This is a genomic window from Burkholderia sp. Se-20373, from assembly GCF_017104705.1.
Classification (GTDB): domain Bacteria; phylum Pseudomonadota; class Gammaproteobacteria; order Burkholderiales; family Burkholderiaceae; genus Burkholderia.
Genome location: NZ_JAAGPH010000123.1, coordinates 1 through 23,506, shown reverse-complemented (window position 1 = coordinate 23,506; position 23,506 = coordinate 1). Strand labels below are relative to the sequence as shown.

Below are 23,506 nucleotides of genomic sequence, written 5' to 3'. Positions count from 1 at the left end.
CCCTCGATCGAAGCGGTCGTCACCGCGGCGTTCGACGGCGCCGACGGCCTCGGCGGCTTCTTCGTCCAGCAGGCCGACGCGCAGCGACGGCACCGGCCGGGCGTCCCCGAAGGCGTGTTCGTGTACGCGCCGGGCGCGCGCGCGCAGGCCGGCGATCGCGTGCATCTCACGGGCCGCGTCGACGAGCGCTACGGCCGGACGCAATTCACGCTGTCGGGCGGCGTGACCGTCTGCGCCCGCGGGCAACAGGTCACGCCTGCCACGCTCACGCTGCCCGTCGCCACCCCGGCGGTGCTGGCCGCGCTCGAAGGCATGCGGGTGCGCCTGCCGCAAACGCTGACGGTCAGCGATACCCACGAACTCGGCCGCTACGGCAGCGTCGTCCTCAGCCACGGCCGGCTGCGCGTCCCGACCCACGTCGCTCCGCCGGCCGAGGCCGCCGCGATCGCGACCGCCAACGCACGCAACCGCATCGTGCTCGACGACGGCTCGACCCGCCGCGATCCCGCGACCGTACGCTATCCGCTGCCCGCGCTGAGCGCCGCCAACACGCTGCGCGCGGGCTACACGGTACGCGGCGTCGAAGGCGTGCTCGAACTGCGCTACGGCGCGTGGCGGCTGCAACCGGTCGCCGGCGCGGCGCCGGTGTTCGATGCCGCCCCGAACCCGCGCACCGACGCGCCGCCCCGGCACCCCGATGCCGACGTGCGCATCGTGTCGTTCAACGTATTCAACTATTTCAACGGCGACGGACGTGGCGGCGGTTTCGATGCCCCGGCCAACCGCGGTGCGAAAACGCCCGCCGCGTTCGCGCGACAGGAGGCGAAGATCGTCGCGGCGTTGCGCGCGCTGCGTGCCGACGTGATCGGGCTAATGGAAATCGCGAACAACGGCCACGGTGAAACAAGCGCCGTACGCCGTCTCGCCGCGCAACTGGGCGACGGCTGGCGTGCGGTCGAGCCCGACACCGCGCGTCTCGGCCGCGATGCGATCGCAGTCGCGCTACTGTACGACAGCCGCACGGTCGAGCCGGCCGGGCGCGCCGCGACCGTCTCACTCGGCGGCCGGCACCGCCCGCCGCTCGCGCAGACATTCCGGCGCACCGGCAGCACGCGCGCCTTCACGGTCGCGGTCAATCACCTGAAATCGAAGAACTGCCCGAACGCGACCGGCGCCGATCGCGACCAGTCGGACGGCCAGGGCTGCTGGAATGCGGCGCGCACGCGGGCCGCCGCGCGCATCGCCGACTGGCTCGCCGCGTCGCCGACCGGCGCCACGGCCGACGGCGTCCTGCTGATCGGCGACCTGAACAGCTACGCGAAGGAAGACCCGGTGCGCGCGCTCGAGTCGCGCGGCTACGCGAACCTGGTGGCCCGCTTCGTCGGCGATGCTGCGTACAGCTACGTATTTCGCGGCGAAGCGGGCAGCCTCGACCACGCGCTGGCCACGCCGGCGCTCGCCGCGCGCGTGAGGGCCGTACACGTCTGGCACATCAACGCCGACGAGCCGGTCGCCCTGCAACCGTTGCCTGATTACAAAACGGCCGCGCAACGGTCGATTTATTACGCACCCGACGCGTACCGGTCATCGGATCACGATCCCGTCGTGATCGACGTCGCGCTTGGCGATGGCGGCACGTCAGCCGCCCCGGGCACGAACCATGCTGCTCGACCCACGGTTGATTAGTGCATTTGCATCAGCACAAGGCCTGCAACGGCACTATTTACCTGGCGGCCCGGGTGACGCGATATTTACCGGGCCTTCACCGCGTACCGCAGCCCGATACGCCGCTTCGCCCGGAATGCGAATTTTTTTCAATCGCCGCGCAGCCCCATGCGGCGGGGCTTCGCGGCAATCCTGCCGACGAATTGAAAATTTGTCTCGAAACAAAATCGGGCCAAGTGAATCACACAGGTTGCTGGGATTCGTCTTATCTTCAAATTTGCCTTGAATCGAAGGAGGATAAACACCATGGCGCTCACCGACTCGATCGAACACAAGCTGGACCGCGGCCTGTCCGACATTCGTCGCACGGGCCGGCGCGTGGGACGCACGACGCGCTCGGCCGCCCGCGACCTGCATGACGACGTCACCGACGATCTGCGCGGGCTGGTCGACGAACTGGAAGATCTGCTGAAAAACGACGGCGACGGCGACGGCGATATCGCCGCGCTGCGCAAGCGCGTGCAATCCAAGCTGGATGAAGCGCGCGGCGCACTCGACCATGCGTCGGGCAGCGCGGCCGCCCGGCTGCGCGATTCGGCCGAACGCGTGTCGCAGGTCGTGCAAGACAACCCGTGGCAAACCGCCGGCGTCGTCGCCGGCCTCGCGTTCGTTGCGGGCCTGCTCCTTGCCCGCCGTTGAGCGGAGCCGGCCGCCACGCGCCCGCCCCGTCCGTCCTCAATCAGACAAACGAAGGAGAAACGCCATGCAGAAGACCTTTGCCATGAAAGCCGCCGCCGCCGTCCTGCTCGGCAGCCTCGCGCTCGCCGGTTGCACGACCACCCCGGACAAACCGGAAGGCGCCGCGGCCAGCGCGTCGAAGCGCCAGTCGATCGACGCCAGCGTCAACGCGACGCTGTCGCGCCTCTATTCGACGGTGCCGGGTTCGCGTGAACTCGTCGCGAAATCGCGCGGCGTACTCGTGTTCCCGAGCGTGCTGCAGGCCGGCTTCATCGTCGGCGGCCAGTCCGGCAACGGCGCGCTGCGCGTCGGCGGCAGCACGGTCGGCTACTACAACACGTCGTCGCTGTCGGTCGGCCTGCAGGCCGGCGCGCAGTCGAAGGCGATCGTGTTCCTGTTCATGACGCAGGATGCGCTCGACTCGTTCCGCAAGTCCGAAGGCTGGGCCGCGGGCGCCGATGCGTCGGTCGCGGTCGTGAAGGTCGGCGCGAACGGCGCGGTCGACTCCAACACCGCCACCGCTCCGGTCGAGGTGCTGATCCTGACCAACGCGGGCCTGATGGGCGACCTGTCGGTGAACGGCACCAAGGTCACGAAGCTCAACATCTGACGATGCAGCACGCGGCATCGCGCCGCGTTTGCTTCCCGGCAGCGCCGCGGCCCCGGCCGCGGCGTTTTCGCATGGGCCGCGCGCAGCGGCTATGATGGCGGCGCCTTTGCGGGCATACTCCGCTTCGGGCCGCCCTGCGTCGCATTTCGCCGCGAACCCGTGACGATCGAGAACCGATCGCGCGCGGGGCAACGAGATTCAATCAAACCACGCATCAATCTGCGCGAACGTCATCCATGGAAAGCGGACACGACCACCAAAAATTCTTCTATTTCCTGCTGGCCGCGGTCACCGCCGGACTCTGCTGGATCCTCGCGCCGTTTTCCGGAGCCGTGTTCTGGGGCACCATTCTCGCGATCCTGTTCCAGCCCGTGCAGCGCTGGCTCGCCGCACGCTTCGGCAAGCGGCGCAACCTGGCCGCGCTCGTGACGCTATCGCTGATCGTCCTGATCGTGATCCTGCCGCTCGTGTTCGTCGCCGCGACGCTCGTGCAGGAAATCGCGTACGTGTACCAGGAGCTCAAGGACGCCCAGCCGAACTATTCGCAGTATTTCCACGACATCATTCACGCACTGCCGACGTCGATCCAGAACCTGCTGCAGAAATACGGGCTGACCAACATCCCGGGCATCCAGAAGAAGCTGACCGACGGCGCCGCGCAAATCAGCCAGTTCGCGGCCACCCAGGCGCTCAGCATCGGCCAGAACACGTTCCAGTTCGTCGTGAGCTTCGGCGTGATGCTGTACATGGTGTTCTTCCTGCTGCGCGACGGCGGCGAGATCGGCCGCCGCGTGCGCCGCGCGCTGCCGCTCGACGAGGAGCACAAGAACCTGCTGCTCGCGAAGTTCACGACCGTCGTGCGCGCAACTGTGAAGGGCAACATCGCGGTCGCGCTCGTGCAGGGCGCGCTCGGCGGCCTGATCTTCTGGATCCTCGGGATCGAGGGCGTGGTGCTGTGGGGCGCGCTGATGGCGTTCCTGTCGCTGCTGCCCGCGATCGGCGCGAGCCTCGTCTGGGTGCCGGCCGCGCTCTACTTCCTGATGATCGGCGCGGTCTGGAAGTGCGTGATCCTCGTCGCATTCTGCGTGGGCGTGATCGGCCTCGTCGACAACCTGCTGCGCCCGATCCTCGTCGGCAAGGACACGAAGATGCCCGACTGGGTCGTCCTGATCTCGACGCTCGGCGGGATGGCGCTGTTCGGCATCAACGGCTTCGTGATCGGGCCGCTCGTCGCCGCGCTGTTCATGGCGAGCTGGGACATCTACGCACGCGCCGAACAGGGCGAATGACGCATCGCGTGGCCGCGTGCCACGCACCTGCCGGCACGCGCCGTCACGGATGGCGAATGCGGATCACGACGGGCGCCTCGGCGCCCGTTGCTTCATCCGCCGCCAGCGACAACACGCCGCCATACGGACCGACGCGATACGTGCGGCCCGATACCAGCGGCACGCTTCGATCGCCGTGCGCATCGCGCCACGTTGCACGCACACGCGAAGCGACATCGGGCGAGAACGGCGCGCCGTCGGGCCCGACCAGCGCCACCTTGGCGCCCGGCAAACGCCGGCCATGGGCATCGAATCGCAGCGTTGCCGCCGCTCCGCCGCTCGCCACCGCTCGTCCCTCGACCGCCTCGCCCGTGCACGCGTCGAGCGTCACGTCGTAGAGATCGACTAGCACCCCCGTGAACCGTACGATGCCGTCCGACGCGGCATGCCCGGCCGCCACCGCATTCGACATCGCGAACGCCACGCCAAGCCCGATTGCGATCTGCCGCACGGCACCGGCGCACCGCACCGTTCGATTGCGCATCGCCACCGATGCCGCCCGCTTCGCGTCGTTTCGCATGTTCCCTCTCCTCTGCCGTGACCAGAAAAAAAGGCGGCGTGACGCGTCGGTCACGCCGCCTGTCTGCTGGCAATCACTTTAGGGAGAGACGTCCGGACAAGATATGGGACTAGTCCGAAACTAAAGCCCGATTGTTCGAACGCACCGCGTTCGGCACCCGCTCGCGGCAACGTACGAACGGCATCGCACGCTGCGCGGCGGGCCGGTCACGCGCCGGGATCGACGCGCAGCACGAGCTTGCCGCGATGGTCGCCGTCGAACAGGCGATTCAGCACGTCGGGCGCATTCTCGAGACCGTCCGCAACCGTCTCCTCGGCCTTGAGCCGGCCGTCGCGCAGCCAGCCCGCGAGCGTCTGCACGGCTTCGCGGCTCTTGCGATAGTCGAGGATCAGGAAGCCGCGCATCGTCAGCCGCTTCGAGATCAGCACGCCGACGTCGTCCGCCGCGCGCCCGCTGTTGTAGTTCGAGATCACGCCGCACAGCGCGACGCGCCCGCCGATCACCATCCGCGACAGCACCGCGCGCATCACCTCGCCGCCAACGTTTTCGAAGTTCACGTGCACGCCGTCCGGCGTCGCCGCCTTCAGTTGCTGACGGAAATCATCGGCCTTGTAGTCGACGGCCGCGTCGAAGCCCAGCGTCTCGGTCAGGTAGCGGCACTTGTCCGCGCCGCCCGCGATGCCGACCACGCGTGCGCCGTGGATCTTGCCGATCTGCCCGGCAATCGAGCCGACCGAGCCGGCCGCCGCCGATACCACGAGCGTCTCGCCCGGCTGCACCGGCGCGATATCGGTCAGCCCGTAATACGCGGTCAGTCCGCTCATCCCGCACGCGCCGAGCAGCGTCGGCAGCGGCAGGCCCGACGCCGCGGGCAGCTTCACGAGCTGCGCGGCCTGCTCGGCCGGCACGACCGCGTAGTCCTGCCAGCCGACGAGCCCCTGCACGAGATCGCCTTCCGCGAACCCCGCGTTGCGCGACGCGACCACGCGGCCGATACCGAGTGCGCGCATCACCTCGCCGATCGCGACGGGCGGCAGGTACTGCGGCACGTCGCTCATCCACACGCGGTTGGTCGGGTCCATCGACAGATACAGCACGCGCACGAGCACCTCGCCGTCGGCGAGCGCCGGCACCGGCGTCTCGACGAGCGAAAAATGTTCGCGGCCGACCCGCCCTTCCGGGCGCGTCTTCAGCAACAGTTGGCGGTTCACGGGTGTGGACACGATGTTCTCCTCCGGTCGTTGTAGTTCGGGATGCGCGTCAGACCGCGCACATGCCGCCGTCGATCACGAGTTCGGCGGCCGTCACGAAGCGGCTCTCGTCGGACGCGAGATAGACGGCCGCGTGCGCGACGTCGTCCGGCTCGCCGAGCCGGCGCAGCGGAATGCCGCGCGCGAGCTTGCGCGTCGCGTCGCGTTCGCCGAGCGACTGGAACAGCGGCTCGACGATCCCCGTGCGGATGAACGCCGGGTGAATCGAGTTGCAGCGCACGTCGATCTCGCGGCGCGCGCAGTCGATCGCGACCGACTTCGTCAGCGACGCGACCGCCGCCTTCGACGCGTTGTACGCGGTGAAATCCGGCTCGACCTTGAACGCGGCGACCGACGAGATGTTGATGATCGACGCGGGATGGCTCTCGGCCAGATACGACAGCGCATGCTTGCAGCCGAGCACGATGCTCTCGACGTTGATCGCCATCACGCGCCGCCATTCGTCCAGCTCGATCTGCGCGGGCGAGCCGATCGAGCCGACGCCCGCGTTGTTGACGAGCACCGACAGCCCGCCCATCGCATCGACCGCCTGCGCGAGCAGCGCCTGCCAGCGCGCTTCGTCGCGTACGTCCTGCGTCGCGGCGAACGCGACCGGCGTCGCATGGCCCGCGTTGAGTTCCTGCGCGAACGCGTCGAGCACCGCCGCGTCGGCGATGTCGGTCACGAACACGCGCGCGCCCTGCTCGACCATCCGGCGCGCGATCGCGCGGCCGAGGCCGCCCGCGGCGCCCGTGATGTATGCGCACTTGCCGGCAAGGCGCGAAGAAACGACTGTCATGTGACCTGCTCCTATCGTGAATCGTCGTCGCGGAACGCTGCCGCGACGGGTGGGCCGTGCCTGTTCCGGCCGACGCGGGCCGGTCGACCGTGCCTCGACATCACGAGGCGCCGCACGGTTTCGACGAGTATATCGAGATGAACCTGACGCGTGCCGGACGCGCCGGACAGCCTGCCCCGGTTGAACGACAGCCAGCGTACGCGAATGCCGCCAATCGATGAAATGAATAATCGTTATGCCCAGTCATAGGCGCCGTTCATGACCATCGCGTGTCGGCACGCATGTGCGGGCCGGCTGCACCCGCGGATGATGCAGACGGGCCGGATCGCTGATTCGGGGAATGACGAAGCGCGGCGTTCCGCGCAGACGCGAAAGCGGCCGGGAAGATGAACGGTGTCGAATCGTGCAACCGCCGGGCGAATGCCGGCGGCAAGAAAGCGGCGCCGGGGCGCCGCGACCGGCTACCGTCAGAATCCGTCGCCCGACGGCGCGCGCACGAACGCGCAGAGTTGCGGCGAATGGGTGTCGATCATCTGCTGGAACGGCGCACGGTGCCCGTACGCGATGCCCGACACGAGCAGCAGGCAGACGGCCGCGACCCGCGGCGAGAAGGCACGCTGCCGCGCGCTGTCGTAGCCGCGCAGGAACACCAGCGCGACCAGCGCGCCGAGCATCCAGCCGACGATCACCTCCGGCACGGTGTGCGAATGATCGAACACGCGCGCGACGGCCGTGATCGCGCCGACGGCCAGCCCGGCCGCGATGCCGGGCGCCTTGCCCGGCCGGAACGCCTGCCACAGCGTCGACAGCGCGACGGTCCACACGGACGTCGACAGCATCGTATGGCCGCTGATCACGCGGAAATCGAATTGCGGCAGCTCGATGCCGCACCCGGCATACAGGATCTTGGTGGCGCCGACGAGGCCCATGCCGGCGGCGAGCAGCACGCCCCAGCGGACGGCGAGGCGCCAGTCGGTGAGCGCGAACCACGCCGCGCAGGTCAGCGCGATCGGCAAGGTCAGCGCGGCATCGCCGATGTTGCTGATTTCACTCCACATAACGGACTTCGGACGACGATCGAAAGGCCGCAGTTTACCGCATGCGCGCCGCGCGGCTGTGTCAGCCTGTGACAGGCTGTATCAGCCCGCGACACCGGTAATCAGCAACAGGTTCGTGCCGGTGATGACAGCGAACAGCGCCCACGCGGCCATCTGCATCCCGCGCCCGATCGTGTGCTCGCCCATCGTGTTGCGATCGCTGACCGAGCGGATCAGCGGCCACATCGCGAACGGCAGCTGCAGGCTCAGCAGCACCTGGCTCCACACGAGCAGCTGCCCCACCGAGTTGTCGCCAAGCCACAGCACGCCGATCAGCGCCGGCACGAGCGCGAGCCCGCGCGTGATCAGCCGGCGCTGATAGCACGGGATCTTCGTATGCAGGAAGCCGTCCATGATCACCTGGCCGGCGATCGTGCCGGTCAGCGTCGAGCTCTGCCCCGACGCGAGCAGCGCGATGCCGAACAGCAGCGCCGCCGCGCCGCCGGCGATCGGCGTAATCAGGTGGTAGGCCTGCTCGATGTCGGTCACGTTGTGCTGGCCCGTCGCATGGAAGGCCGCGCCCGCGACGACCAGGATCGCCGCGTTGACGAGCATCGCGACGAACAGCGACACGCAGGTATCGATGCGCACCAGCGCGAGCGTGTCGCGGATCATCCCGCGCGCGCCGCCGACCACGTGCCGCGTCTGCACGACCGACGAATGCAGGTACAGGTTGTGCGGCATGATCGTCGCGCCGACGATGCCGAGCGCGAGCACGATCGCGTCCTTGCGGTCGTGGCCCGGATCGCCCGGCACCAGCCCGCCGACCACCGCGTGCCAGTCGGGCGGCGTGATCGCGACCTGCGCGACGAAGCAGAACGCCATCGTCGCGATCAGCGCCAGCACGATCGCCTCGATCTGCCGGAACCCCTTGCCCTGCAGGCCGAGCACGATCACCGTGTCGAGCGCGGTCAGCACGATCCCCCACGCGAGCGGCACGCCGAGCAGCAGCTTGAACGCGAGCGCGCAGCCGAGGACTTCCGCGATGTCGCACGCGATGATCGACACTTCGGCGGTCACCCACTGCACGATGCGGCCGAACCGGCCATAGCGGTCGTAGCTGGCCTGCGCGAGATCCCTGCCGGCGACGAGGCCGAGCCGCGCCGCGAGCATCTGCAGGAAGATCGCCGCGAGGCTCGAGAACGCGACGACCCACAGCAGCGAATAGCCGAACTGCGAGCCGGCCTGGATGTCGGTCGCCCAGTTGCCGGGATCCATGTAGCCGATCGCGACCAGCAGGCCGGGGCCGAAGAAGCGCTTGAGCTTCTGCCAGCGCGGCGCGGCGGCATCGATCGTGATGCTGCCCTTGACTTCCGACGGGCAGAACGGGGCGGTGGCGGTGGTGGGGAGAAAGGACATGGAAACCGGGGCTCGAGATCGGGACAGGACGATTCTACGGGTATCCGCCCGATTTTCTCCCGCATGGCCTGTCACGCGGCGCGATGCCCCTCGGTGCCGTCGCCGGCGCCCTCGCCCGCATCGGCCGGCCGCACGCCACGGGTGAGGATCCTTTCGCGCTCGGAGACGCGAAATTCGGTCGGCGACATCAGCATGCGCTGGCGAAACAGCTTCGCGAGCCGCTCGCCGCTGCCGAATCCGGTGCGGCGCGCGACCTTGTCGGCCGGCAGCGTCGTGTGGACCAGCATGTGGCACGCGCGCTCGAGCCGCACGTGCTGGACGAACTCGGTCGGCGTCACGCCGATTTCCTTCTTGAAGCGCCGCAGGAAGTTGCGCTCGCTCATCGCGGCGGCCTGGGCGGCGTTCGCGATCGAGATGCGGTTCACGCTCTGCGCGCGCAGCCGCTGCGCCGACATCCGGATCGACGGGCTCGCGCTCAGCTCGCGAAAGGCCCACATCGACTGCGCATAGCGCTGCTCGACCGGCCGCAGCAGGTTGCTGGCGATCTCCTGCGCGGCAATGTCGCCGAGCTCGACGCGGAACATGTCGAGCACGGCGGCGAACACGTCGGTTTCGCCGGCCTGCAGCTCGACCGTCGCGGCGACCCGCCGCCCGCCCCGGCCGGGCCGCCCTTCGAGCGCCGCCGACGGACGCTGCATGGCCGCGAGCGCGGGCAGGTCCATCCCGTCGACGATCCAGCGCGCATGACGGCGAATGTCGGCGAGGCGACGCTGCAATGCGTCGTCCCAGTTGACGACCGCGCGGTCACCGTGAAGATGAAAGAACGCGAGCGCGCGGCGGCCGTGCTCGTCACCGAGCGGATCGGCCGCGATGCTCACGCCGGAGGACGACTGCACCAGTCCCCCGCTTTCGGATACGTACTTCAACTGGTAGTCGGCACTGTATGCGTGCAGGCGATTCGCCAGGTTGAAAGCCTCGCCAAGACGCGCGGCCTGGGCCAACGAAAATCCCGTACTCAAATAGATAACGACCCATCTCTGATCTGCTGCATTCACTGGCCAAGCCCCCGACTTGTTCGACTTCTTCTAATACCGTCGAACTGTCAGGCTTATATTTGGTTTGAATGCGTGCGACAGGACGGCTATCCCGAAATATGAAGCGACGGCATCTTAGCCGAACGGGTCGCGCCTTTGGCGCGAAATGGCCGACGTGGACAGCATGATGGCGGATTACTACAGGCTGTCACGGTTTGCCGGCGGCCCTGTGTGGAATTGCCCGGGCCGATATTGCCCATTATTACGATTGCATGCCGCGCAATCCGCGCATTTTCATTGCGACTTATTGCGTCGGATATCCGGATAAATGCACAACCGAATATCGGCTCAAATGATATCGATTCGTATCCCGTGCCATCGATTGCCACGCAGGAAAGCTCGCCGTATCCGTTGCCTGCGCATCCTTTAGAATCGGTCCACCCTTCACCACGCCACCCGCGCCCCGTGCCCGCCGATCACCGTCTCGACCTGAACCTGTTTCGCGTGCTCGACGCCGTCTACGTGCATGGCGGCATCGGCGCGGCCGCCCGCGCGCTGCACCTCACGCAGCCGGCCGTCACGCATGCGCTCAACCGGCTGCGCGCGCATTTCGACGATCCGCTGTTCGTGCGGCAGGGCAACCGCGTCGTCGCAACCGAGCGCACGCGCACGATCATCGCGGACGTGCAGTTGCACCTGAAGGGCCTGCAAGGCACCGCGCGCGCGCCGTCGGCATTCGATCCCGCGACGCTCGACCTGAGCATCGCGGTCGGCATTCGCGACGTGCTCGAATCGATCGCGCTGCCGCGGATCGTCGCCGCGTTCGCCGACGAAGCGCCGGGCCTGCGGCTCGTGAGCCGCCGCATCGCGGTGGCCGACATCGAGCGCGAACTCGCATCGGGCAATCTCGATCTCGCCGTCGATCGCCGCGTACCGACCGGCCCGCGCATCGCCACCGAACACCTGCTCGACGATTCGCTCGTCGTCGCGCTGCGCGGCGATCATCCGCTTGCGCGCGAGCCGCTGCGGCGCGGCGACTATTTCGCGGCACGCCATGTCGCGGTGTCGTCGCTCGGCGAGCCGCAATCGCTCGACGTGCTGCTCGGCAACGACGGCCGCTTCCGCGATATCCGGCTCACCTGCCAGCACTATTTCGCCGCATGCCAGATCGCCGCGACCGGCAACCTGCTGGTCACGCTGCCGCACACCTATGCGGTGCGGATGGCCGCGCTGCTGCCGATCGTCGTGCGGCCGCTGCCGTTGCGGCTCAAGCCGTTCCCGCTCCTCGCGTACTGGCACGAATCGCGCGACGCCGATCGCGCGCACCAGTGGGTACGCGAACGTATCGCCGCGCTCGTGCGCAGCAGCGCCAGCGTCACCGACGCCTAGCCGCGCGGCGCACGCCGTCCCGATCGGGGCGGTATGCTGGCGGCTGCGCGCCGCCACGCGGCGCCCGCTTCCCTTTCCCTCTTTCCGCTGACCGGAGACTTGCCATGTCGCTCATCCATGCCGCCGCCGTCCTCGACGCCGACGCGCCCGACTACGTCGTCCAGCTGCAGGCCGGCACGCACGCGTTGACCGGCGACGAAGCGCCCCGCGAAGGCGGCCAGGATCGCGGGCCGGCGCCGTACGAGTTCGTGCTGGCCGGCCTCGCGCAATGCACGGCCGCGACGCTGCGGATGTACATGCAGCGCAAGACGTGGCCGGCCACGCGCATCGACGTGCGCACCGAGCTGCATGCCGATCGCGACGGCACGCAATACGTGCGCCGCGTCGTGTCGCTCGACGGCCCGCTCGATGAAGCGCAACGCCAGCGCCTCGCCGAAATCTGCGAGAAAACGCCTGTCACGCAGTTCATCAAGCGCGGCACGCGGATCGACACGACGTTGAACTGACACGCCACGCATGAAAGCACACGGCGCACGCTCGCCGCGCAAAAGGCAACGGGGGGCCGCGCACGATGCGCGGCCCCCCGTTTCGTCGAACCCGCCAGGCGCTTACAGGCCGAGCGCGGACAGGTCGAGCTTGCCGTCCTTCAGCGGCGGGCACCAGAAATACGCGCCCGTCAGCGGCCGCGTGAAGCGGAACAGGCCGTCGACGATCCCGTCATCCGCGCCGCTCATCCGGCGCATCTGCACGTCGAACGCGCGGAACGAGCAGCCGAACGCGACGAAGTAGAGGCCCGCGCGACGCGCGTCCGACCATGGCGACGAACGACGCAGCATGAACGCCTCGGGCTCGAAGCTTTCCTGCGCGGTGCGCTTCACGTGCGCGAATTCGGGCGCGTCGTCGAGTTCCTCGTTGTCCGAGCGGCGGCGCCCGACGATGTCGTCCATGTCGCCCGACGGAATGCGTTCCATCTGGTCGAAGTCGTGCAGCCATTGCTGGACCGCGACGAAGCTCGCGCCGTCGAGCCCCGCGCCCTGCCCCGTCACGATCGCCGCGGCCACCGCGTCGTCGCCTTCCGGGTTCTCCGTACCGTCCTCGTAGCCGGACAGGTCGCGATCGTTCGAATAGCGGAAACCGTCGACCGCATCCTGCAACGCAAACGCCGGCGCCAGCGCGCGTTCGATCGCCCGCGCACGCAACACAATCTCGCCGCGATCGTCGCCGCGCAGCCAGACCCACACGTCGGCCGGCGTTATCGGCAGCGTGCGGTCCTTCACCGCGAACGTCGGGAATTCGGTCAGGCCCGGCACCAGGTGCCCGAGGTGCGCCGCCAGCGCATGCCCGAACCCGACCACCGTGTCGCGTCCGTCGACGATCTCGCGCAGCGCGGCCAGCGCCGCCGCCACATTGCCGTCATTCGACATCGTGAAAGTGAGGTATCGGGCCGCCGTATCGATCGGGGTCAGGATGCCTTGCTGAACGTCACTCATCGTTTCCTCAGGAATGTATCGTGGTGAATCTGCGCGCGCCGCAGACGCCGAAGTGTAATCGACGCGCGTGCCGGCCCTTGCTGCCGCACTGGGGAAAGGCCGCAAAAGAAGGGCCGAAACCCGGAATATTAACCGTATCGACGCTGCAACGCCGCATTCGTCAGACGTTGCGGCGCGCCCTTCACTGCTGATAGAATCTTTTCACGTCTTTTCGGCGTCCTTTCAACCGTTCACTTCAGGGGAGGTGCAGATGTTCCGAATGCCAGCAACCTTCCCGAACGTGGTCCCACGGCGCAGCTGATCCAGCCCGCCGTTCGCGCCGGCTCCCGAGTTTTCCGCTAACCCGTCAGCCGCGCCGTTTCCCGACAGCCCGTTTCGTTTTTCCGCCCGCGATTTTCGCGCGGCCCGGCTGTTGCGTTTTCGATGTTCTCCGAACCGGAAAGTCCCGTCGCGCGATGCGCCGGGCAACGATAAATGACCAGAAAAACCTCCCATCTGGGCGGCCAGGCATTCCAGGCCGTCTTCGGCTTCACCTTCCGCTACTGGCGCAAGCAGCCGGCCCGCACCGCCACGGTCGCGAGCCTTGCGCTGCTCGCCGCGCTCGCCGACGTGCTCACGCCGCTGTTCGCCGGCCGCCTCGTCGACGCGCTGTCGACCGGCCTGACCGACCGCGCCGCCGCGTGGCATGCGGCCCTCGTCGCGTTCGGCACGCTCGCCGCGCTCGGGCTCGGCGCGACGGTGCTGCGGCAAGGCGTCTACCTGAACATCATCACGCTCACGCTGAAGATGATGAGCGAGATCGCGGCCGCGTCGTTCCATCGCGTGCAGCGCTTCTCGACCGACTGGCACGCGAACAGCTTCGCGGGCTCGACCGTGCGCAAGATCACGCGCGGGATCTGGGCACTCGACCTGCTGAACGACACCGTGCTGATCGCGCTGCTGCCGTCGGTCACGATGCTCGTCGGCGCCACCGTGCTGCTCGGCACGCACTGGCCCGTGATGGGGCTCGTCGTCGGCGCGGGTTCGCTGCTGTACATCACGGTGACGGTAGCGGTGTCGCTCGGCATCGTCGCGCCGGCCGCACGGCTCGGCAACCTGTGGGACACGCGCATGGGCGGCGCGCTCGCCGATGCCGTGAGCTGCAACGCGGTCGTGAAGGCGTTCGGCGCGGAAACGCGCGAGGAAGCGCGGCTCGCGCGCGTGATCGGCAAGTGGCGGCAACGCACGCGCCGCACGTGGGTGCGCGGCACGTTCAACGGCGGGTTACAGGGCGCGATGCTCGTCGCGATGCAGGCCGCGATGATCGGCGTCGCGCTGCGGCTGTGGGCGAACGACGAGGCAAGCGTCGGCGACATCGCGTTCGCGCTGACGATGTTCTTCATGCTGCAGGGCTACCTGCGCGACGTCGGCATGCACATCCGCAACCTGCAGCGCTCGGTGAACGACATGGAAGAACTCGTCGCGCTCGAACGCCAGCCGCTCGGCATCGACGATCGTCCCGGCGCGCCGGCGATCCGGATCGGGCAAGGCGAGATCCGCTTCGAGCACGTGACGTTCCGCTACGGCAACCATCCGGTGCCGCTGTACGACGACTTCTCGATGCGCATCGCGCCGGGCGAGCGCGTGGGCCTCGTCGGCCACTCGGGATCGGGCAAGACGACGTTCATCAAGCTGATCCAGCGCCTGTACGACGTGTCGGGCGGCCGCATCACGATCGACGGCCAGGACATCGCGCAGGTCAGGCAGGATTCGCTGCGCAGCCAGATCGCGATCGTCCAGCAGGAGCCCGTGCTGTTCCACCGCACGCTGGCCGAGAACATCGCGTATGCGCGCCCCGATGCAAGCCGTGCCGACATCGAGCGCGCCGCGCGGCTCGCCAGCGCGCACGACTTCATCGCCACGCTGCCGGACGGTTATGACACGCTCGTCGGCGAACGCGGGATCAAGCTGTCGGGCGGCGAACGCCAGCGGGTCGCGATCGCGCGTGCATTCCTCGCCGATGCGCCGATCCTGATCCTCGACGAAGCCACGTCGAGCCTCGACAGCGAAAGCGAGCTGCTGATCCAGCAGGCGATGGAGCGGCTGATGGTCGGCCGCACGACGCTCGTGGTCGCGCACCGGCTGTCGACGGTGCGCGCGCTCGACCGGCTGCTGGTGCTCGATCGCGGCAAGGTGATCGAGGAAGGCAGCCACGACGCGCTGATCCGGATCGAAGGCGGCATCTATCGCCGGCTGTTCGAGCGGCAGGCGCTGGAGCTGGCGAAGGGCTTGATCGATACGCCGCGACGCAGGGTGAACGGTGACGCCGGCCCGCTGGGGGAGCCGGCGGAAGCTTGACGGAAACCCCATCGCATCCGGGCGCGCGGCACACCGCCACCGTGCGCCCGGATGCGCTGCACGGGACATCGATGCAATCGTCAGGAATTCACCAGTCCGGTGCGTCCGTCATCGGCTTCGTTGCGGGGCGCCACGCGTTCCACCGTGCGCTGACTGGCAAACCCCTTGCGAACGAGATAAATCAGCAGTCCGCCGATCACGATCCCCGACAACACATCGCACAGGTAATGCCCGCCCTGCGTCGGCGTCGACACGATCATCATGCCGTTCAGCGCGATGCCGACCGGGAAGACGAAGCGCACATGCCGCAGCGAATACGCGAAGCACAGCGCAAGGATCGTGTGAAGCGACGGAAAGGAAATGAGCCCCTGGGACGACGCGAATGCCAGTTCCCGGACGACTCCGCTTCGCACCGGCGCGAAGTCCGATACGGTGGAAACCGTTCCGGGATCGCGAACGTCGAAGTGGAGAAACGCACTCTCGGCCGGCAGCCAGGCAGCAATCAGGATCGACACGATGACTGCGACGATAAATTGCACCGCAAACTCGGCGTAGTCTTTCGAGTTCGACGTCAGCGTAAGGATGATCGGGATCGCAAGAAGCTGGACACTGCCGGATGCATACGCGAATTGGAGCACCGCATGCCAACCCGGATTTGCCATCACCCATCCATATGTTTGCAGCCAGTGAAATCCGAGCGCGGCATCGATCGATACCAGCGCATCACTCACGAGCGGCAGATCGGTTGCTACAGCGAGATACTGAAGGAGCGCGCCGGCATGCATGAATACCGACATCAACGCGATCCACTGGAACGATTGCGCGACATTCTCGTAGAACGCCTTTCTGGCCGGCACTTTGTATGATGGGCGCGATGCGAGCCCGGACGCGACGGCGACGGCGAGGACGGCGGACAGCACTTGGGCGCTTTGCACCAGACTGCCCTTCGCAATCCGGAAATCGACGCGGCATGCCCAGATCACGTCGACGATTATCAGGATGATGGTCACCAGCCACGCGGTCACGTAGATTTTCCGCATATTGTTCGACATACCCCGTTTCTCGTTCTTTTCTGCCGACCCTCGCAATCGCTCGCCGCGGCTTCGTGCCGTATTCCAGCGAGCGCTGGAGAATGATACGCCGCCGTCCGTCAGGCGACGCCGCCCCGTCCGGCCCCGACGCCCCCTCTCCGGATCACTTATCATACCGGCTAGGCAATTTGCGACGAAAGGCAGATCATGTTTACAGGCATTGTTCAGGGTGTTGGCGTCATCAAGGCCATCAAGGATCACGGCGAACTGAGAACGTTCAGCATCGAATTCCCCGAGCGGTTCACCACCGATATCGAGATCGGCGCCAGCGTGTCGGTCGACGGCGTCTGCCTGACGGTGACGACGATCCATTCGCCGGAGCTGATCGACTTCGACGTGATGCTGCCGAGCCTGCGGATCACGACGCTGGCCGACCTCACGACGGGCGCGCACATCAACGTGGAGCGGGCCGCGAAGGACGGCGCGGAGATCGGCGGGCATCCGCTGTCCGGCCACGTGGATTTCACCGGGACCATCCGGCACATCGCGATGTCCGAACACAACCGGATGGTGCGCATCGGCGTGCCGGAGGCGTTCAAGCGGTATGTGTTCGCGAAGGGCTATATCGCGATCAACGGCTGCAGCCTGACGGTGTCCGACGTCAACCGCGACGAAGGCTGGTTCGATGTCTGGCTGATTCCCGAAACGCGGCGCGCGACGACCTTCGATGCGAAGGGCGTGAACGACACGGTCAACATCGAGATCGAGCGCAGCACGCAGGTCGTCGTCGATACGATCCGGGAAGCGGTCAAGGAGACGCTCGGCGAACTGAACGGTGTCGTCACCGCGCTGCTGGCGGAGAAGGGCATCGATATCGAGGAACTGCTCGCGCGGAACGTCGCGAAGCTGCCGAAGGCGTGACGCTCGCCCCGTTCCCGGTGATCCGCGCGATCGCCGGGTAGCGGTTTCAGCCAGCACGATCCGGCCGGCCGCTCCGCACGCCGATGTCACTCCGCTTCGGCCTGCGCCCCCTTCCCCACCGCCACCCGCTGCGACCGGTAAATCCCTGCGTGCCCTGAAAACAGATAAGCGACGACGCACGCGACGATCGCATACACGCCGATATCCGCGCCGAACAGTTCGATCGCCATGATCGTCGACGCGATCGGCGTATTGGCCGCCCCGGCGAACACCGCGACGAACCCCAGCCCCGCGAGCACGGGCACCGGCAATGCCAGCACCTGGCCGAGCGCATTGCCGAGCGTCGCGCCGATGTAGAACAGCGGCGTCACTTCGCCGCCCTTGAACCCCGACGCGAGCGTGACGACGGTGAACGCGAACTTGCCCGCGAAATCGTAGAGCGGCAGCGGGCCGTGGAACGCGGCCTCGATCGTCGGGATGCCGAGGCCGAGATACTGCGGCACGTTCAGCGCGGTGGCGGCAGCCGCGACCAGCAGGCCGCCGAGCACCGGCTGCAGCGGCGCATAGCGCACGACGCGCCTGAACCACGCGGTCAGCGCATGCGTCGCGAACGCGAACAGCCGCCCGACCACGCCGAACGCGATGCCCGCGACGACCGTCACGGCCAGCCCCGTCGCCGACACGGCCGGCACGACCGGAATCGCATAGGCCGTGTGATGCACGCCCCACGCGCGACAGACGACGTCCGCGACGATCGCGGAGGCGACGCAGGTCAGCAGCGCGTCGTACCGCACGCGCCCGATCGCGAGCACCTCGAGCCCGAACACGGCGCCCGCGAGCGGCGTGCCGAACACCGATGCGAAACCGGCCGCGATGCCGCCCATCAGCAGCACGCGGCGATGTTCTCGATCGAGACGGAACACGTGCGTGACGCGATCGGCGAGCGCACCGCCCATCTGCACGGCCGTGCCCTCGCGCCCGGCCGAGCCGCCGAACAGGTGCGTGACGACGGTCGCGATGAGCACGAGCGGCGCCATCCGCTTCGGCACCAGCGCCTTCGGGTCGTGGATCTCGTCGATCAGCAGGTTGTTGCCGCGCGCGACCGACTGACCGAAGCGATGGTAGATCCAGCCGGTCGCGAAGCCGGCGGCCGGCAGCCCCCACAGCAGCCCCGGATGCGCGACGCGCGTGCCGGTCGCCCAGTCGAGCGCGATCAGGAACAGGGCGGAAGCCGTGCCGGCCAGCGTGCCGAGCAGGGCCGAGAGCGCGAGCCAGCGGCACACATAGCGCACGGTCGCGAGAAGATCGGCAGAAGTCGTGAAAAACATGATTTCCAGATTCGACGGAACATCAAAACCTGGGCGGCAGAAATCCGCATGGACGGCCTGCGACCTCCTGACGACCCAGGAACACGCAGGCATCATCAGCCGGGCGAGCCGGCGGTTGAGGGCCGCACCGTGCGCAATGCGCCGCGTACGACCGCTGGGAGGCATGCCATCTCCGCTGGCCGCCATTGTACGCGACGCCCCGCGCCGCCCGCAATGCGGCTGCGGGACGGCGCCGCGCACGCCATGGACGCCGTCAGTCGCGCAGCGGGCGCGTGATGCGCGAGATCAGCTGCGGTGCGATCCGCTCCAGCGGCAGGATCGCCGACGCCGCGCCGATCGCCGCGGCCGCCTTCGGCATCCCGTAAACAGCGCTGGTCGCCTCGTCCTGCGCGATCGTGTAGCAGCCCTTCGCGCGCATCGCCTTCAGGCCGAGCGCGCCGTCGCGCCCCATGCCCGTCAGCAGCACGCCGAACGCCTCGCCCTGCCAGCCGTCGGCGACGCTGTTGAAGAACACGTCGATCGACGGCCGGTACGGCGTCTCGACCGGATGCCGCGTATAGCCGAGCACGCCGCGCGGCGACAGGGTCAGGTGATCGTTGGTCGCCGCGAGCAGCACCTCGCCGGCCTGCGGCACGCTGCCCTGCCGCGCGACGCGCACCGGCAGCCGCGTATAGCCGTCGAGCCACTCGGCCATCCCGAGCGCGAACGCCTGGTCGACGTGCTGGACGATCACGATCGCCGCCGGAAAATCGGCCGGCAGCGCCCGCAGCAGCGCGGTCAGCGCGGTCGGGCCGCCCGCGGACGCGCCGATCGCAACGAGCGTCGGCTGGCCGCGCTCGGGCGCCGGCCCCGGCGGCACGAGCGCCGCGGTGCGGCTTTCGAGCAGCCGGCCGATCTGGTCGATCTTCGCGAGCAGCGCCTGCGGCGACGCGTCCGTCGACAGCCCGAGCGCGAGCGTCGGCGTGTCGACCGCATCGAGCGCGCCGGCGCCCATCGCCTCGTAGACCGACGATGTATTCGCGCTGACGCTCGCCGTCACGATCAGGATCGCGCACGGCGCACGCGCCATGATCCGGCGCGTCGCGGCCACGCCGTCGACCTTCGGCATCACGAGATCCATCAGCACGACATCGGGCGGATGCGCGACGCAGAAATCCACCGCCTCGTCGCCGTCGGTCGCGACCCACAGCACGCGGTGGTCCGTGCGCAGCGCGATCACGCGGCGCAGCGCCTCCACGGCCAGCGGCAGGTCGTTGACGATGCCGATGTTCATCCTCGCGCGTCCCCGATCAGGTCATGCACGGCGTCGAGCAACGCCTCGTCGTGGAAGCTGCTCTTCGCGAGGTAGTAGTCGGCGCCCGCATCGAGCCCGCGACGGCGATCCTCGTCGCGATCCTTGTACGACACGATCATCACCGGCAAGCGCTTGAGCATCGGATCGCCCTTGATCAGCGTGACGAGTTCGATGCCGTCCATGCGCGGCATGTCGACGTCCGTGACGACGAGATCGAACCCATCGCTGCGCACCGCGTTCCAGCCTTCCATCCCGTCGACCGCGACCGTCACGTCGTAGCCGCGCTTTTCCAGCAGCTTGCGTTCGAGCTCGCGCACCGTCAGCGAATCGTCGACGACGAGCACGCGGCGGCGCCGGTCGGCAAGCGCGAGCTGCGGATCACGCGTGAGCCGCGCGAGCTGCCCGCCGCGCACGAGCTTGTCGACCGAGCGGATCAGGTCCTCGACGTCGACGATCAGCACCGGGTCGCCGTTCTCGAGTAGCGCGCCGGCCGCGATGTTCTGGATCTTGTGCAGGCGGCTGTCGAGCGGCTGCACGACGAGCATCCGCTCGCCGAGGAAGCGGTCGACCGCGACGCCGTACAACTCGGGCTCCGCGCCGACGACCACGACCGCCGTGCTCGTGCGCGCGACGTCGGGCTCGCCCGCGTCCAGCAACTGGTGCGCGGCGACGAGGCCCGCGCGCCGGCCGTCGAACGGGAAATGCGGCTGCCCTTCGAGCACGTCGATATCGTCGTGCGCGAGTTCGAGCGTGCGGCGCACGTGCGCGAGCGGAAACGCATACGGCTCGCCGCCCACTTCGACGAGCAGGCTGCGGATCACCGACAGCGTGAGCGGCAACTGCAGCACGAAGCGCATGCCCGCACCCGGCTCGTTGAAGATCCGCACCGCGCCGCGCACGCCGCGCACCATCTCCTGCACCGCGTCGAGGCCGACGCCGCGGCCCGACACGTCGGTCACCGCATCGCGCATCGAGAAGCCCGGCAGCAGCAGGAATTCGAGCAGTTCCGGATCGGACAGCCGCGCGGCCGTCTCGTCGTCGGTCAGGCGCTGGCGCACGACGGCCGCGCGCAGCGCGTCCATGTCGACACCGGGCCCGTCGTCGATCACGCTGACCAGCAGCGAGCCGGCGCTGTGGCGCGCCTCCAGCGTCACGCTCGCCTCGGCCGGCTTGCCGCGCGCACGCCGCGCCTCCGGCGAATCGACGCCGTGGTCGATCGCGTTGCGCAGCAGGTGGCCGAGCGGCGCGTCGAGCAGGTCGAGGATGTCGCGGTCGACCTGCGTGCCCTCGCCGACGATCGAGAAACGCACCTGCTTGCCGAGCGAGCGCGCGAGATCGCGGACGATGCGCGGATACGCGCGCGTCGCGTCGCCGAACGGCCGCATCCGGCATTGCAGCGCTTCGTCGTACAGCTGCTCGGCGATATGCGTGCTGCGCCGCTCGAAGCGGTCGAATTCGTCCATGCGCTCGGCGAGCGAACGCTGCAGGTCGTTGAGCATGTGCCGCACTTCGTTCATCGACGCGAGCATGCCCGGGTCGAGATCCTCGGCAAATTGTTCGTACATCAAATCGAGCGACCGGGCCGCGTCGCGCTGGGCGCGCTTCACGCGCAGCATCGATTCGGCGAACGGCTTGAGCCAGCGCGATTCGACCAGCGATTCGCCGGACAGGCTCAGCAGCCGGTTCAGCGTATCCGCACGCACGCGGCGCATCGCGCCGGCGCCGGCCACGCGGCCGGCCTGGGCCGGATCGGGCACTCCGCCCGATACCGCAAGCGGCGGCACCGCGGCGCTGGCCCCGACGGGTTCGTTCGCGGCGCCGTCGTGCTCCCTAAACGGGACGATCGACGGCGGCACCGGCGGCGGGGCCGCGGCCGCCGCCTGCATCGTCTGCGCGCCGTCGGCGCCGGTCAGCGCCGCCGCGAACACGTCGATCTCCGTCTGCGTGACGGGCTGCCCTTGCGGATCGCCGACGCGCACCAGCAGATCGACGCCCGCCAGCAGCACGTCGACGTGCGTGGCCGTCAGCGCGATCGTGCCGGCCTGCGCGGCGACGAAGCACTCTTCCATCCGCCCCGCGATATCGACGCCGAGCGGCACGCCGACGATGCGCGCGGCGCCCTTCAGCGAATGCGCGGCGCGCATGCATGCCTCGAGCGCGACGGAATCGGGTTCGCCCGATTCGAGCGCGAGCAGCCGCTCGGACAGCGCCTGGGTCTGCGTGCGCGTCTCCTCGCGATACAGCTCGAGCAGCGACAGGTGGCTCAGGTCGTCATCGCCGCTCATCGCATGCTCCGTGTGACTGCATCGAACAGGCGGTCGTCGTCGAGCAGGCCCACCGACTTGCCGCGCCACGACAGCACGCCGCGCGACAGGCCGGCGCTCGCGCGCCCGACCGTCGCCGGCACGGGCACCCAGTCGGCGGCGCCGAAGCGCAGCACGCCCTCGACTTCGTCGACCGGAAACACGACCGGCTCGCCCTGGTGCGCGGCCACCAGCAGCCGCGTGAAGCGGCCGTCGTCACCGCTCTTGCCGCCCTTGCCGGCATCGAGGCCGAGCAGCGCGCCGATCGAGATCGCGATGCGCAGCGTGCCGCGGATGTTGACCACGCCGCGCACGGCCGAATGGCGGCGATGCGGCAGCGAATGGATCGGGCGCGTGCCGGCGATCTCGCGCAGCACGCCGATCGGCAGCGCGAGCCACTCGTCAGCCACGCGGAACGCCAGCGCCGCGTGGTGCGCATCGGCATCGGCGTCGTGCACGTGCGGCGCGCCGGGGGCGCTCATCCGGCGCGTGGTGTCGGCCATCTCGGCGCCGTCGAGCGGGCGCTCGAGCAGCTTCGCCGCGTGATACGCGTACACCGGGCAGTTCAGGCAGCGCAGGCAGTCGTTCAGCCGCTCGCACGTGCGGTCGCCGCGCGTGCCGATCCGGTTCCAGCAATCGTCGACGTCGATCGTCGTCTCGTCAATGGCAGCGGCGGCGCGGTTCATGGATTCCTCTGGTCATCGCGGTGTCGGTCCCCAACCCATCGTCTTGTCAGCCGGCCGAGCGCCGTGCGCGCTCGAGCAGCCATTGCGCACCCGCACGATCGCCGCCGACGTCGAGCAGCGTCGCCAGATGGGTCAGCGCCTCGTGGTGCGTGGGCCGCAGGTACAGCGCCTTCCGGTAGAAGTCGCCGGCTTCCGCGGCGCGTCCGCGCGCGTCCGCGATCAGCCCGTTCAGGTAGAACGCATCGGCATGCGGCCCGACGCGCGCCGAGAATTGCGCGAGCACGCGCTCGGCCTCGTCGAACGCGCCGGCATTCGCCAGCGCCTGCA

At 68.5% G+C, this 23,506-nt stretch carries 19 protein-coding genes, 2 pseudogenes and 1 riboswitch; of the genes and pseudogenes, 8 read left to right on the top strand and 13 right to left on the bottom strand.

Annotated elements, in window-relative coordinates; translation table 11 throughout:
- From G3N96_RS29665 to G3N96_RS29650, 4 genes are all read left to right on the top strand, one after another.
- A partial coding sequence (locus G3N96_RS29665; RefSeq protein ID WP_206139402.1) for an ExeM/NucH family extracellular endonuclease occupies window positions 1–1,686 on the top strand: 1,686 nt, incomplete at its 5' end.
- 285 nt (window positions 1,687–1,971) lie between these two features.
- Window positions 1,972–2,364, top strand: coding sequence for a DUF883 family protein (locus tag G3N96_RS29660; RefSeq protein ID WP_206139401.1), 393 nt, complete (start codon window positions 1,972–1,974; stop codon window positions 2,362–2,364).
- 64 nt (window positions 2,365–2,428) lie between these two features.
- The gene (locus G3N96_RS29655; RefSeq protein ID WP_124576269.1) at window positions 2,429–3,013 is read left to right on the top strand and encodes a YSC84-related protein; all 585 of its coding nucleotides are present in this window, start codon (window positions 2,429–2,431) and stop codon (window positions 3,011–3,013) included.
- Window positions 3,014–3,249: 236 nt separating this feature from the next.
- Window positions 3,250–4,302: an AI-2E family transporter gene (locus tag G3N96_RS29650; RefSeq protein ID WP_206139400.1), complete on the top strand. Its 1,053-nt coding sequence runs from the start codon at window positions 3,250–3,252 to the stop codon at window positions 4,300–4,302.
- A 43-nt stretch (window positions 4,303–4,345) separates the two neighbouring features.
- Here the strand turns inward: G3N96_RS29650 and G3N96_RS29645 are convergent, their stop codons facing one another.
- The 6 genes and pseudogenes from G3N96_RS29645 to G3N96_RS29620 all read right to left on the bottom strand — a co-directional run.
- A complete protein-coding gene (locus G3N96_RS29645; protein ID WP_206139399.1) occupies window positions 4,346–4,861 on the bottom strand; it encodes a thioesterase in 516 nt (171 codons plus the stop codon).
- A gap of 206 nt (window positions 4,862–5,067) precedes the next feature.
- Window positions 5,068–6,084 (bottom strand): NADP-dependent oxidoreductase, encoded by a 1,017-nt coding sequence (locus tag G3N96_RS29640; RefSeq protein ID WP_124576267.1) that lies wholly within the window; start codon window positions 6,082–6,084, stop codon window positions 5,068–5,070.
- Between the two features lie 37 nt (window positions 6,085–6,121).
- Complete coding sequence (locus G3N96_RS29635) at window positions 6,122–6,910, bottom strand: SDR family oxidoreductase (RefSeq protein WP_059521513.1); 789 nt, start codon at window positions 6,908–6,910, stop codon at window positions 6,122–6,124.
- A gap of 467 nt (window positions 6,911–7,377) precedes the next feature.
- Complete coding sequence (locus G3N96_RS29630; RefSeq protein ID WP_206139398.1) at window positions 7,378–7,968, bottom strand: phosphatase PAP2 family protein; 591 nt, start codon at window positions 7,966–7,968, stop codon at window positions 7,378–7,380.
- An 81-nt stretch (window positions 7,969–8,049) separates the two neighbouring features.
- The gene (locus tag G3N96_RS29625; RefSeq protein ID WP_206139397.1) at window positions 8,050–9,366 is read right to left on the bottom strand and encodes an Nramp family divalent metal transporter; all 1,317 of its coding nucleotides are present in this window, start codon (window positions 9,364–9,366) and stop codon (window positions 8,050–8,052) included.
- A pseudogene (locus G3N96_RS29620) lies at window positions 9,318–10,367 on the bottom strand (helix-turn-helix domain-containing protein); the annotation flags it as partial. The pseudogene G3N96_RS29620 and the gene G3N96_RS29625, both read right to left, overlap by 49 nt.
- A gap of 498 nt (window positions 10,368–10,865) precedes the next feature.
- On the opposite strand from G3N96_RS29620, the gene G3N96_RS29615 reads away from it, so the two are divergent.
- A complete protein-coding gene (locus G3N96_RS29615) occupies window positions 10,866–11,789 on the top strand; it encodes a LysR family transcriptional regulator (protein WP_206139396.1) in 924 nt (307 codons plus the stop codon).
- Window positions 11,790–11,893: 104 nt separating this feature from the next.
- Entirely contained in the window at window positions 11,894–12,295 is a 402-nt protein-coding gene (locus tag G3N96_RS29610) for an OsmC family protein (RefSeq protein WP_206139395.1), read from the top strand.
- A 102-nt stretch (window positions 12,296–12,397) separates the two neighbouring features.
- Here G3N96_RS29610 and G3N96_RS29605 read toward each other — a convergent pair whose 3' ends face one another.
- The gene (locus tag G3N96_RS29605) at window positions 12,398–13,279 is read right to left on the bottom strand and encodes a Dyp-type peroxidase (RefSeq protein WP_206139394.1); all 882 of its coding nucleotides are present in this window, start codon (window positions 13,277–13,279) and stop codon (window positions 12,398–12,400) included.
- 474 nt (window positions 13,280–13,753) lie between these two features.
- On the opposite strand from G3N96_RS29605, the gene G3N96_RS29600 reads away from it, so the two are divergent.
- Window positions 13,754–15,616, top strand: coding sequence for an ABC transporter ATP-binding protein (locus G3N96_RS29600; protein ID WP_206139393.1), 1,863 nt, complete (start codon window positions 13,754–13,756; stop codon window positions 15,614–15,616).
- Between the two features lie 80 nt (window positions 15,617–15,696).
- On the opposite strand, the gene G3N96_RS29595 is transcribed toward G3N96_RS29600, so the two are convergent.
- Window positions 15,697–16,668, bottom strand: a complete 972-nt coding sequence (locus tag G3N96_RS29595; RefSeq protein ID WP_206139392.1) for a phosphatase PAP2 family protein — start codon at window positions 16,666–16,668, stop codon at window positions 15,697–15,699.
- A 186-nt stretch (window positions 16,669–16,854) separates the two neighbouring features.
- On the opposite strand from G3N96_RS29595, the gene G3N96_RS29590 reads away from it, so the two are divergent.
- Window positions 16,855–17,568, top strand: coding sequence for a riboflavin synthase subunit alpha (locus tag G3N96_RS29590; RefSeq protein WP_206139391.1), 714 nt, complete (start codon window positions 16,855–16,857; stop codon window positions 17,566–17,568).
- Window positions 17,569–17,654: 86 nt separating this feature from the next.
- Here G3N96_RS29590 and G3N96_RS29585 read toward each other — a convergent pair whose 3' ends face one another.
- The 5 genes and pseudogenes from G3N96_RS29585 to G3N96_RS29565 form a co-directional block, all read right to left on the bottom strand.
- Window positions 17,655–18,896, bottom strand: coding sequence for a voltage-gated chloride channel family protein (locus tag G3N96_RS29585; RefSeq protein WP_206139390.1), 1,242 nt, complete (start codon window positions 18,894–18,896; stop codon window positions 17,655–17,657).
- A gap of 79 nt (window positions 18,897–18,975) precedes the next feature.
- Window positions 18,976–19,079, bottom strand: a riboswitch (Fluoride riboswitch).
- Between the two features lie 70 nt (window positions 19,080–19,149).
- The gene (locus G3N96_RS29580; RefSeq protein ID WP_206139389.1) at window positions 19,150–20,169 is read right to left on the bottom strand and encodes a chemotaxis response regulator protein-glutamate methylesterase; all 1,020 of its coding nucleotides are present in this window, start codon (window positions 20,167–20,169) and stop codon (window positions 19,150–19,152) included.
- Entirely contained in the window at window positions 20,166–22,475 is a 2,310-nt protein-coding gene (locus tag G3N96_RS29575; RefSeq protein ID WP_206139388.1) for a hybrid sensor histidine kinase/response regulator, read from the bottom strand. The genes G3N96_RS29580 and G3N96_RS29575 overlap by 4 nt, the downstream gene beginning before the upstream one ends.
- Window positions 22,472–23,179 carry a chemotaxis protein CheW gene (locus tag G3N96_RS29570; protein WP_206139387.1) on the bottom strand — a complete coding sequence of 236 codons (708 nt, stop codon included), beginning with the start codon at window positions 23,177–23,179 and terminating at the stop codon, window positions 22,472–22,474. Before G3N96_RS29570 ends, G3N96_RS29575 begins: the two co-directional genes overlap by 4 nt.
- A gap of 46 nt (window positions 23,180–23,225) precedes the next feature.
- Window positions 23,226–23,506: pseudogene (locus tag G3N96_RS29565) on the bottom strand (MCP methyltransferase); the annotation flags it as partial.

Bases quoted from the DNA above. Each gene is read 5' to 3' on its own strand.
- G3N96_RS29660 (WP_206139401.1), top strand. From the start codon at position 1,972: ATGGCGCTCACCGACTCGATCGAACACAAGCTGGACCGCGGCCTGTCC.
- G3N96_RS29655 (WP_124576269.1), top strand. From the start codon at position 2,429: ATGCAGAAGACCTTTGCCATGAAAGCCGCCGCCGCCGTCCTGCTCGGC.
- G3N96_RS29650 (WP_206139400.1), top strand. From the start codon at position 3,250: ATGGAAAGCGGACACGACCACCAAAAATTCTTCTATTTCCTGCTGGCC.
- G3N96_RS29645 (WP_206139399.1), bottom strand. From the start codon at position 4,861: ATGCGAAACGACGCGAAGCGGGCGGCATCGGTGGCGATGCGCAATCGA.
- G3N96_RS29635 (WP_059521513.1), bottom strand. From the start codon at position 6,910: ATGACAGTCGTTTCTTCGCGCCTTGCCGGCAAGTGCGCATACATCACG.
- G3N96_RS29630 (WP_206139398.1), bottom strand. From the start codon at position 7,968: ATGTGGAGTGAAATCAGCAACATCGGCGATGCCGCGCTGACCTTGCCG.
- G3N96_RS29625 (WP_206139397.1), bottom strand. From the start codon at position 9,366: ATGTCCTTTCTCCCCACCACCGCCACCGCCCCGTTCTGCCCGTCGGAA.
- G3N96_RS29610 (WP_206139395.1), top strand. From the start codon at position 11,894: ATGTCGCTCATCCATGCCGCCGCCGTCCTCGACGCCGACGCGCCCGAC.
- G3N96_RS29605 (WP_206139394.1), bottom strand. From the start codon at position 13,279: ATGAGTGACGTTCAGCAAGGCATCCTGACCCCGATCGATACGGCGGCC.
- G3N96_RS29600 (WP_206139393.1), top strand. From the start codon at position 13,754: ATGACCAGAAAAACCTCCCATCTGGGCGGCCAGGCATTCCAGGCCGTC.
- G3N96_RS29595 (WP_206139392.1), bottom strand. From the start codon at position 16,668: ATGTCGAACAATATGCGGAAAATCTACGTGACCGCGTGGCTGGTGACC.
- G3N96_RS29590 (WP_206139391.1), top strand. From the start codon at position 16,855: ATGTTTACAGGCATTGTTCAGGGTGTTGGCGTCATCAAGGCCATCAAG.
- G3N96_RS29585 (WP_206139390.1), bottom strand. From the start codon at position 18,896: ATGTTTTTCACGACTTCTGCCGATCTTCTCGCGACCGTGCGCTATGTG.
- G3N96_RS29580 (WP_206139389.1), bottom strand. From the start codon at position 20,169: ATGAACATCGGCATCGTCAACGACCTGCCGCTGGCCGTGGAGGCGCTG.
- G3N96_RS29575 (WP_206139388.1), bottom strand. From the start codon at position 22,475: ATGAGCGGCGATGACGACCTGAGCCACCTGTCGCTGCTCGAGCTGTAT.
- G3N96_RS29570 (WP_206139387.1), bottom strand. From the start codon at position 23,179: ATGAACCGCGCCGCCGCTGCCATTGACGAGACGACGATCGACGTCGAC.